The sequence below is a fragment of the Caulifigura coniformis genome (assembly GCF_007745175.1).
In the GTDB taxonomy this organism is placed as follows: domain Bacteria; phylum Planctomycetota; class Planctomycetia; order Planctomycetales; family Planctomycetaceae; genus Caulifigura; species Caulifigura coniformis.
Window position 1 is genome coordinate 3640264 of sequence record NZ_CP036271.1, and the last position, 10786, is coordinate 3651049.

Genomic DNA, 10786 nt, shown 5'->3' on the forward strand with positions numbered 1-10786 from the left:
CCAGCAGATCAGGCGCCCGATTTGACTTCGTTGATGGCCGCTTCCCACGCATCCCGCAAGCGTTTTTCGGAGACCGGCTGGGCCGTCCTCAACTGCTGCGCCCAAAGCGACACGCGGTATTCCTCGATCAGCCAGCGCACCGGTTCGAACGCCGTTCGCAGAGTCGGGCGTTTGCTGACGATGTCGACGTACTTGTTCCAGAACAGGGCGACCTTGGCCGTGAGCTCGCGGTCACGCGCGAGGCCCCCTTCTTTCAGTTTTTTCCAGCGGGTGCTGAACGCGTCGAGATAACGCGGATAGGACTGCAGAGACTCCCACGGCGTTTCTGAAAGAAATCCAGGTCGAAACAGCTGCAGCCACTGGCTGAGACTGTCGCGATGGGAGACCTCCAGCGCGGCCTGCAACGACTGTGAGACGATCTTCTGCGCGTCGCGGGCTCGCGGCAGAAGCGGCTCGAGCAATTCGCCAGTTTCCAGAACGGCCACGCTCATCTGGTTGGAGGCCTGTTTCATGAACCGCCGGAAGGCCGCTTCGTCGCGCGGAATCTCCTTGAGGTGCGCCGTCGCGCGCTCCGCGATCCGCCCTCCCACCTGCGACCGGAAGGCGCCAATGAATCCCTTCGGAGTAGAACTCGGTGCGGCCCCTCCCAGTGTGTCGACCGCTGCGAGGATGCTTGCCCCCTGCATCGACCACGGTTCGATGCGCGGGAGATGCTGCACCTGCTGGCTGATCTTCTTCGATTCCAACAGGCCGAAGAGACGCACCAGCGCGCGGCGCGTGTTCCGTTCCGCGATCTCAGCGCTGTGGGAGAGCTTCAGTCCGACGGATGAGCCTTCATCGAAGAGCATCGGGAACGCGCGTGTCCCTTCGCCCACGTCGACCGAGGCCGGCAGTTCGCCAATCGTCCAGTCCGTCAGGCCGGTCCTGGCCCAGCGTGCGGCGGCTTCCGTCTCTTCCAGCTTCGCGACGTGGCGGCCGTGGAGCTCGCGCTTGATCCTTTCGACATCAGCGCCCGCGGCGACCGTCTCCCCTTTGTCATCGACGACGCGAACCTTCACCTGCAGGTGGTCGGGAATCCGTGCAGAAGTCAGCAGGTCGACCGGCACATGCTCGCCGCCAATCCTCCGCAGCGCGGCTGACATCTGTCCTTCGAGATCCCCTTTCTGGAGATCAAGCGCCGCCGCGACTTTCGCGGCCGTTTCCTGGATCGGGAGGAACAGTCGCCGATGTTCCTTCGGAAGTGCCTTCAGGAGCGACTCAACTTTCTCCTGGAGCATGCCGGGAACGAGCCAGCCGAGCCTGGAGGCGTCGAGATGGGCCGCCGCGCGGGCGGGGACGACGACCGTCACGCCGTCCGTTGGACTCGAGGGATCGAGCTTGTACTCGACCGTGGCGTTTGAGGCGCCGATCGCGACGGTGTCGGGGAACAACTTCTGGTCCAGGACGACGCTCGGATCGGCGAGCAGAACCGCTTTTGTCAGGAACAGCAGTTCGGGGGCCTGCTGCTCGGCCTGTTTGCGCCACTGCTCGAACCGCGGACCATCGGTCACGTCGCCGGGGAGACGCTCGTCGAAGAACCGGAACTGCATCTCCTCGGATGCAAAGATCTGGGTTTGTCGCAGCTTCGCCTGCCATCCGCTGAGTTCTTCCTTGAGCGCGATGTTATGACGAACGAACTTCGCGTTCGAATCCCAGTCACCTTCGATCAGGGCATGCTGGATGAACATCTCCCGCGATTTGGCCGGGTCGACCGGCGCATAGCGGCAGCGTCGCCGGGGCACCACGGGCAGCCCGTACAACGTGACCTTCTCGAAGGCCATCGTCTGGGCTGTCTTTCGGTCCCAGTGTGGCTCGGAATAGGACCGCTTCACGAGGTGCGCGCCGACTCTCTCCAGCCAGTCCGGATTGATCGGACCGACCGTCCGCGCGAACCGCCGGGTCGTCTCGACCAGTTCGGCCGCTACGATCCACTTGGGCTTCTTGCCGGCCGCGGCGGACCCGGGCCACAGGAAGAACGACTGGTCTCCCGCACCGGAGTACTCGTTGGAATCACCTCGAACGGCGATATTGGAAAGCAGCCCTGCGAGCAGCGCGCGATGAATGGCGTCTGCATCGCCATGCCGGGGGCCGGTCTTCAGGCCGGCGCCGGTGACAAGACGTGCGAGCTGCCGGTGCAGGTCTCGCCATTCCCGCATCCGCGCGAAGGACACGAAGTTCTGCTGGCACGCCTTCCGCAGCCTGGAGTTCGAAAGCTTGTCGGCCCAGTCCTGGTAGATGTCCCACAACTTGAGCAGTGACAGGAAGTCGGAGCCTTCGACGGCGAACTGCTTGTGGGCCTCATCGGCCGCCTGCTGTTTCTCTGCCGGCCGATCACGTGGATCACGCACCTCAAGGGCCGAAGCGATGATCAGAATGTCCGACAGGCAGTGCTCATCATGCGCGGCTGCGATCATTCGTCCGATTCTCGGATCGACGGGAAGCTTCGTCAGCAGTCGTCCCGTTTCCGTGAGGGATTGTTTTCCCTCGCAGTCGCGGATCGCCCCGAGTTCGAGCAACGTGTTGACGCCCGCCCGAACGGCTCCCGGCTGCGGACGGTCGATCAGCGGCATACTGTTCAGATCGCCAAGCCCATAGGAGATCGTCTGCAGCACGGCGGCCGCGAGGTTCGTCCTCAGGATCTCCGGCTGCGTATATGCATCCCGCGATTCGAAATCCTCCCGGCTGAAAAGGCGCACGCAGATGCCCGGACCGATCCGTCCGCAGCGTCCCTTCCGCTGGTCGGCCGACGCCCGGGAAATCGGCTCGATCGGCAGCCGCTGCACCTTCGACTGCGGAGCAAAGCGACTCAGCCGAACGGTTCCGGTGTCGACGACATACCGGATGCCGGGCACCGTCAGCGACGACTCGGCGACGTTCGTTGCCAGGACGACCCGCTGACCGCCGTGAGGCTGGAAGACCTTCTGCTGGTCCTGCTCCGAAAGGCGTCCATACAGCGGCAGAATTTCCGACCGGAATGCCGGTCCGAACTGTTTGAGCCGTCCCCGCAGAACTTCGGCCACTTCGCGAATGTCGCGTTCGGTGGCAAGGAATGTGAGCACGTCTCCCGGGCCTTCGCTCATCACCTCGACGATGGCATTGGCGATTTCGCTGTTGAGGTCGGCGTCTCCATCCTCAGACAGAGGGCGATATCGGGTCTCGACAGGATACGTGCGGCCAGAGACTTCAATGACGGGTGCGGCACCGGTGGAGGTGCCACGGGGCAGCGTCTCCGGCCCCGGAGGAAGCGTCGTGGGCGCTGGATGTTCGTCTTCCGAAGGCAGCGCACAGGAGTCTGCGCCGTCCTGCGCTGCCGTGGGATCCGATTTCGCGGCGATTCGCCGGGCCAGTTCGTCCTCATCGACTCGCCCATCGGGTGAATCAAAGAACGCCGCGAATCGGGCGGCGTCAATGGTGGCCGAGGTGATGATCACACGCAGGTCGGGACGCTTCTTCAGCAGGCGGTGGAGCTGGCCGAGGATCAGGTCGATGTTCAGCGAGCGCTCATGCGCCTCATCAATGATGATCGTGTCGTAGGCATCGAGATACCGGTCGCTCTGCAGTTCCGCCAGCAGGATCCCGTCCGTCATCACCTTGACGTGCGTCTTCGGTGTCACGGCGTCGGTGAAACGGACCTTGAAGCCGACCCCTTCGCCGACGCGGGTTCCGAGTTCTTCCGCCACGCGGGCAGCGACCGAGCGGGCGGCGATCCGGCGAGGTTGGGTGTGGCCGATCATTCCGAACACGCCGCGTCCCAGCTTCAGGCAGATCTTCGGCAGCTGGGTCGACTTACCCGATCCGGTTTCCCCCGCGACGACCACCACCTGGTGGCTCTGGATGGCGGCGGCGATCTCGTCGATGCGCTCACAGATGGGCAGGGGATCATCGAACGTCAGCCGCGCTGGTTCGCCGAGGGCGGGATGCCTTCTTCGCCGTTCGTCGGCACGGTCGGTCGACGACTTGAGCAGGCGTTCGAATGATTCGAACGACTTGCGATCGGGGGCTTTGCCTCGGGGAAAACGCCGGAGCATCTGGCGCAGGCGATGGCGATCGGCCTGCATCGCCTGATCGATCTTCGCGGTCAATTCTCCGGCTGTCGGCGCTCGGTCCTCGCCGGTCGATGGATCGGGGGCCGGCGAAGAGGAGGACATGACGCGAGGGCAAGAAGACAACGGGGAAGGGACGGACCGATAATCGACCCGGAAGGCGACAGGCGAGTTCGCATTGTAGGCGCGACGCCGGGAGGGCGAAGGTCCGGCAGAGCCGCATCTGGAGGAATCGTCCGAACCCTGTGGCCCGCCCTTCCAGACGCGGCCACCGACTCGCTTTCGCGCGTCTGCCAACTCCCTACACGCCAAACAATGGCCGGAATCGCGAGTTCAGGTGCCGGATGAGCGCATCAGGCGTCGGCTTCTTGCCGGTGACGAGTTCGATGAGCCGGCCGGAACGGTAGCGCTGCCCGTGGGCGTGCACACTTGTGTTGAGCCATTCCTTCAGCGGCATGAATTCGCCGCGGGCGAACATGGCGTCCAGGTCTCCCAGTTTTTCGCGAGCCGCTTCGAAGAGCTGCGCCGCAAACATGTTCCCGAGGGAGTACGTCGGGAAGTAACCAAGGAGGCCGGCGCTCCAGTGGACATCCTGAAGACATCCCAGAGATGCGTCTGGCGGCGTCATTCCGAAATCGCGTTGGAAGGCGGAGTTCCACGCATCCGGGACATCCCGGGCCTCGAGGCGGCCGTCGATCAGCTGTTGCTCCAGTTCGAACCGCAGCATGATGTGCAGGTTGTAGGTGATCTCGTCTGCTTCGACACGAATCCACGACGGCTGCACATCGTTGATTGCCGCGTGGAATTCCTCGAGTTTCACGCCCTTCAGGGCATCGGAGAAAGCCGCCTGTGCCTGCGGATAGAAATGCTTCCAGAACGGAAGGCTGCGGCCGACCAGGTTTTCCCACATCCTTGACTGCGATTCATGAATTCCGAGCGACGCGGCCTCGCCGAGGCAGGTCCCGAACTGGGCCCGGGGCAGGCCCTGCTCGTAGATGCCGTGGCCGGCTTCGTGCAGCACGCCGAAGAACGCTCCCGGAAAATGGAACTCGTTGTACCGCGTCGTGAGGCGGCAATCGCCCGGGCCGATTCCGCTGCAGAAGGGGTGGGCCGAGACGTCAAGCCGGCCGGCCGTGAAGCTGAAGCCAATGGCGGACGCCCCCTTCTTCGCGAACTCCCCCTGCGCGTCGACCGGGTAGCTGCGGGTGAGGATGGAATCGTCCGGCCGCTTTCCCGACCCGCGAATGTCGGAGAGCAGCGTCACCGTCGCTTCGCGCAGCGGAGCGAAGACGGAGTTGATTTCGGCCGTTGAGGCGCCCGGCTCGTAGTCATCGAGCAGCGCATCGTAGATCACTCCGCCCTTGGGAATCCCGACGGCCTGCGCCTCCTCCCGCTTGAGGCCGATCATCTTCGTCAGCCAGGGTTCGAAGTGCGCGAAGTCCTTATTCTTCTTGGCGACGACCCATTCCTGTTGCGACAGCGTGCCGACTCGGGAGAGTTCTTCAACGAGTTTCCGCGGCAGTTTCGTGGATCGTTCGTAGTTCCGCCGGGCTTCGCGCACGACGGCGGCCTCCGGCGACTCGGCTCCTTTCAGGCCCTCGACGACCGCCAGTTCCGTCAGCCATTCTCCGATCTTCGGCGACGTCGACCTTTCGTGAACGAGCCCTGCGATCAGCGCGCCCTGGTTGGCACGATGTTCCGCTCCTTCCGGAGGGAGGCAGGTCTGTTCATCCCAGCCCAGGAGGCCTCCGCAGGACCGGAGCACGGCCGTTTCGCGGAGGTGTTCGACGAGGGCGGTGTAGGTCTGCTGCAGATCAGGCATTGAGGTCACGTCGGGACGAGGGAGTGAGCGGACATGATGTCGCGGGAGGGATGAGGTCGCAAACCAGCGGCCGGCGTCTCATGAGCGTTCGAGGACGACGAGGCCCCCACGCTTGACCCCGCGGACACCGCCAGGCCATTGCTCGGCCTGAGTCGTTCCGCGCAGGAATCGGGCGGCCCGTTTCCAGGCGCCCTGCGACATTTCCCGCCGCGGCCATTTCTGTCGACGCCACAACAAGACACCCGCTTCCTGCACGACGGCGTCCGGCACACCGTAAAACGCCTGCGACGCGATGTGCACCCGATCTGGCGTCTGTTCAAGAACTGCCCTCTTTAAAGCCCGCCGGGCGAGCCGCTGAAGGACGGAAGCGGCCTCGTGTGCCTGGACCGAGAGCTTGACCAGTGAACGGGACGGGTCGCGGCCGAATCGATCGCGAAGGAACGGAATCGCCTCATTGCGAATCGCGTTGCGTGTGTAGCGGCCGTCGGTGTTGGAAGGATCTTCGCGGAATGACTGCCCGAGCCCGAGCAGGTACTCCCGGAATGCTGCGCGGGAGACCCCGAGGCCCGGCCGAATGAGTCGCGCCGTGGAGGAAAGCGTTCGCACCGTCGGCATGCCCGCGAGGCCTCGAAGCCCCGTCCCGCGGATCAGGTGATGCAGGACCGTTTCCGCCTGGTCATCAGCCGAATGCGCAACGGCAATCCAACGCACGTTCTTCCGGGAAGCGCAGGTTTGCAGGAAGGCGTATCGTTCGCGGCGAGCCCATGCTTCCACACCAGTTGACGGTGCGGTCGTTTGAGCGACGCCGAGAATGCACTCGGCCCCCAGCCCGCTCGCCAGGGAATTCACCCATCGTCCATCCTCGGCCGAGTCGTCACGAAGCCGATGGTCGAAGTGGGCGACGATCGGCCTCAGCGCCAGCGGATCTTGAAGCTCCGAGAGAATCCGGAGCAGCGCAACGCTATCCGCGCCGCCAGAAACGGCAATCACAATCGGCTGGTCACGAACGGCATGTGTCTCGAGCGCGTGGCGCACGGCCGTCACGACTGGAGACGGCGCCGATCGGCGAGAAGCATCTGGAGAGGCCGCCACTTACTTCGCCTTTTCCCGCTCGCGTTTCCGCCGTTCGGCCGCTTCCGCGATGATCTTTTCCGGGTTGTCTTCAAATGCCTGTTTGCATCCCGAGCAGCAGACGTAGTAAGTCTCTCCCTTGTACTTCACTTCCATGGTTCCTTCGCCGCCCGTCACGATGCATTCCGGACCGCTGGAGGAGGATGTTGCCAGTCGCGCCCCTTCCCGGGTGTAGCCAACTTCCGCAATGCGGCTGAAGCTCGCCTGCGCCGCCGTCCGCTTCTCGAACAGCACAAGCGTTCGCTTTTCATTCAAGCGGGTGACCGTGATCTGCTTCACTTCGTCGTTGGATCCGGCCGGCTTGAGGAGCGTCAGCACTCCGGCATTCTGGAATTTGCCCCGATAGGTTTCGCTTTCCCCTTCGGCCGTCGTCAATGCGCCGACGTACTCTTTCGTGGATGGGTCGAATGTGATCCGCAGCGTCCGGGCCAGCTTGCCTTTGGAAATGTCCACGCGAATGGCTGTGCCGTTGGTGAAGTCCCATACCCATTCGGCCTGTTCCTGCCAGGCCCCCTGGGTCGACCCCCGGCGGGGCTGACCGACGCCACGCCATTTCCCAATCAGAGAATTGAACTCCGCAAGTGCGGCCTTCTGTTGATCCGCCATGTCCACCGGCGGCTTTTCTTCGGCCATCGCCAGGCCCATCAGAAGGACGAGAGCCGTCAGTGACGCGCCCGGAATCTGTCGAATCGGCTTCAAGGCGAAATTCATCCGTGTGCTCGGCATTCGTGCGTGTTCTGAGAAACAGGTTTCAGATTTCCGGATTCGCGAATCTTCCACGATGATATTCTCCCGGGAATCCCCGCCGCCAACTGAAACACCCGCCTCTCCGAACTGTTTCGATTTATGTCGCTCGACCGTCTGCTGGGCCTCGAATCTCCCTCCCTCGCCGAGGTCGCCACGCGTGGCGACGGCCCCGCCGGGGAACTTCCGCTCTCGCCGGAGCTTCTGCTCGACAGTCCCAGCGGCGACCTGTTCGGCATGACGCAGAATGCGGGAATGGGCTGGGATCCCTCCCAGTTGCTGCGCGACCAATACCTGATCCTGAGCACCATGGGAGGCATCCGGGCGGAAGACGGCCGGCCGATTGCTCTGGGCTATCACACGGGGCATTGGGAAGTCGGCCTCTTGATGCAGGCAGCGGCAGCAGAATTGACCTGCCTCGAGAAGATCCCCTTCGCCGCCTACTGCTCGGACCCCTGCGACGGTCGGTCGCAGGGGACGACGGCGATGATGGACAGCCTGCCGTATCGCAACGACGCAGCAATCGTGATGAAGCGTCTGATTCGCTCGCTCCCGCTGCGGAAGGGCGTCATAGGCGTCGCTACCTGCGACAAGGGCCTGCCGGCGACGATGCTCGCACTGGCCGCAATGAAGAATCTCCCCTCCGTCATCATCCCGGGAGGCGTGACGCTGCCGCCGACAGTCGGTGAAGATGCCGGAAAGGTACAGGCCATCGGTGCGCGTTACGCCCATGGCGAAATTGATCTCCACTACGCGGCCGAAATGGGCTGCAAGGCGTGCGGTTCGGCCGGAGGCGGCTGCCAGTTCCTCGGAACCGCGGCGACTTCTCAAGTCGTCGCCGAGGCCTTGGGAATGTCACTTCCGCACAGCGCGCTCGCGCCGTCGGGCCAGCCGATCTGGATCGATCTCGCGAAGCAGTCGGCCCGGGCCGTCGTCGACCTCGAACAGCGAGGCCTGACGATGGCCCACATTCTCACGGATGCCGCGCTGCACAACGCGATGGTGCTGCACGCTGCGGTTGGGGGCTCGACAAACCTCCTCCTCCACATTCCGGCAATCGCGTTTGAAGCGGGTCTGCGACGCCCGACCGTCGACGATTGGAGCCAGATCAATCGTCGCGTTCCACGGATTGTGGACGTGCTGCCGAACGGACCTGTCGGCCATCCGACGGTCCGCCTGTTCCTCGCCGGAGGCGTTCCGGAGGTGATGCTGCACATGCGGGCGCTCGGGCTGCTGAAACTCGAAGCGCTCACCGCGACCGGCCAGTGCCTGGGCGACGTCCTCGAATGGTGGGAGAAGTCGGATCGACGGCAGTTGTTCCGCGAACGCCTGCGATCGCAGGACAACGTCGACCCGGATGATGTGATCTATCCTCCCGAAAAGGCGCGGGCACGTGGTCTCACCAGCACCGTGACGTTTCCCACCGGCAACCTTGCACCGGAAGGCTCCGTGATCAAGAGCACGGCAATTGACCCGACGGTCGTCGATGCCGATGGCGTTTACCGCAAACTCGGGCCCGCCCGCGTCTTCACGACCGAACGAGACGCCGTCGCCGCCATCAAGGGACGTCGCGGGACCGCCATCAAGCCGGGCGACGTGATCGTCCTGATCTGCCGCGGTCCGCTGGGATCCGGAATGGAAGAGACCTACCAGATTACGTCGGCTCTGAAGTTCCTTCCGTTCGGGAAGCACGTGGCAGTCATTACGGACGCACGGTTTTCAGGCGTCTCGACAGGGGCGTGCATCGGCCATGTCGGGCCGGAAGCACTGGCCGGCGGGCCGATCGGCAAGCTGCGTGACGGTGACCTGATCGAGATTGAGATCAACCGGAATTCGCTGCACGGGACGATCAATTTCGTAGGCGCGCCTGAAGCCCGGGTGACGCATGAACAGGGGGCCGAAATTCTGGCCGGCCGCGATCCCGCCGTCACGCTGCACGCCGATCCCGAGCTTCCCCCCGAAACAAAACTCTGGGCCCTGCTCACTCAACTCAGCGGCGGCACCTGGGGCGGCTGTGTTTATGACACCGACGCCGTCGCTGGTGCGCTACAGATGTCCGCCGTGCGCACTGCGCCGCCCGCGTGATGCAAGCCAGTCGAAAGTGGGATCGCAGGTCGAAGCTCGATTTCCGCGGCCTCAGCCTGACGATCCGAAGACCCGTCGAAAGACTTCGATCGTCCTCTCCGCCGCGGTCTTGGAATTCGGCCACGGAAGTGCCTCGGCCGATGCGAATCCACGATAGTTTAGCTTCGACAATGCCGCGGCGATCGGGACGTAGTCGATATGACCACAACCGGCCGGTCGCCGATTCGAGTCGACAAAGTGCAGGTGTCCGATGTCGTCGCCAGCGGCAACGAGGGCCGAGGCCGGATCAATTTCCTCGATGTTCATGTGAAACAGGTCGGCCAGCAGCTTCACGTTCTCCGTGGAGAGCGATCGGAGCAGGGCTGAGCCGTCCGCCAGCGTGTTCAGCAGGTTGGTCTCGAATCGGTTCAATGGTTCAATCAACAGGATTGATCCGTGCGATGCGGCGTGTCCGCCCAGTTCGTCGAGAGCCTCTCGCAACCAGCCCAGGGCACCGTCCTTCGATGTGTCTCCGCTCCACCGCCCCTGCATTGATCCGATGATCGCGGGGGCCGGCGCGCCGGCAATCGCGCCCGCTGCTGCGCCAAACTCGATCATCTCCCGCACAAAGTCGATGGCCCGCCGTCGCTGTCCGGCGTCGGGATCCGTCAGCAACAGCCGATGCTTGACCCAGCCAGCCCCAGTTCCGACGGCGGCGAGCGCCAGGCCCCGGGATTTCAGCAACTCCCCAAGCGTTGGTGCAGGGAACGCGTCCGGTCCCGGAGCAAAGACTTCCAGACCGTCGAAACCGAGCTGGGCCGCTTCCTCGATCGCGCTCGGGAGATCGTCCCAGAACACGAAGGGCCCCCCCTTCGCCTCTGGAACGAGGCTCACGGTCACCGCTGATCGAATCTTCTTGCTCACGTTTGGACCTCGTCCGTCA

General features: G+C 63.9%; 6 protein-coding genes. 1 reads left to right on the plus strand and 5 read right to left on the minus strand.

Translation table 11 applies throughout. The features are described from left to right. Positions 1-8: 8 nt before the first annotated feature. From hrpA to Pan44_RS27420, 4 genes are all read right to left on the minus strand, one after another. Positions 9-4187: an ATP-dependent RNA helicase HrpA gene (gene hrpA, locus Pan44_RS14685; RefSeq protein WP_145030777.1), complete on the minus strand. Its 4179-nt coding sequence runs from the start codon at positions 4185-4187 to the stop codon at positions 9-11. A gap of 196 nt (positions 4188-4383) precedes the next feature. Next, positions 4384-5904, minus strand: a complete 1521-nt coding sequence (locus Pan44_RS14690; protein WP_145030778.1) for a carboxypeptidase M32 — start codon at positions 5902-5904, stop codon at positions 4384-4386. A 78-nt stretch (positions 5905-5982) separates the two neighbouring features. After that, the gene (tilS, locus tag Pan44_RS14695) at positions 5983-6939 is read right to left on the minus strand and encodes a tRNA lysidine(34) synthetase TilS (protein WP_197453333.1); all 957 of its coding nucleotides are present in this window, start codon (positions 6937-6939) and stop codon (positions 5983-5985) included. Positions 6940-6996: 57 nt separating this feature from the next. Then, on the minus strand, positions 6997-7746 hold the full coding sequence (locus Pan44_RS27420; protein ID WP_197453334.1) for a YHS domain-containing protein: 750 nt from the start codon (positions 7744-7746) through the stop codon (positions 6997-6999). A 135-nt stretch (positions 7747-7881) separates the two neighbouring features. On the opposite strand from Pan44_RS27420, the gene Pan44_RS14705 reads away from it, so the two are divergent. Further along, positions 7882-9864 (plus strand): YjhG/YagF family D-xylonate dehydratase, encoded by a 1983-nt coding sequence (locus Pan44_RS14705; RefSeq protein ID WP_145030780.1) that lies wholly within the window; start codon positions 7882-7884, stop codon positions 9862-9864. Positions 9865-9915: 51 nt separating this feature from the next. Here the strand turns inward: Pan44_RS14705 and Pan44_RS14710 are convergent, their stop codons facing one another. Then, positions 9916-10767 carry a sugar phosphate isomerase/epimerase family protein gene (locus Pan44_RS14710; RefSeq protein ID WP_197453335.1) on the minus strand — a complete coding sequence of 284 codons (852 nt, stop codon included), beginning with the start codon at positions 10765-10767 and terminating at the stop codon, positions 9916-9918. Between the last annotated feature and the right edge of the window lie 19 nt (positions 10768-10786).

Excerpts from the sequence above, each read along its gene's own strand:
- Pan44_RS27420 (WP_197453334.1), bottom strand. The coding sequence starts at position 7,746 with ATGAATTTCGCCTTGAAGCCGATTCGACAGATTCCGGGCGCGTCACTG.
- Pan44_RS14690 (WP_145030778.1), bottom strand. The coding sequence starts at position 5,904 with ATGCCTGATCTGCAGCAGACCTACACCGCCCTCGTCGAACACCTCCGC.
- Pan44_RS14705 (WP_145030780.1), top strand. The coding sequence starts at position 7,882 with ATGTCGCTCGACCGTCTGCTGGGCCTCGAATCTCCCTCCCTCGCCGAG.
- hrpA (WP_145030777.1), bottom strand. The coding sequence starts at position 4,187 with ATGTCCTCCTCTTCGCCGGCCCCCGATCCATCGACCGGCGAGGACCGA.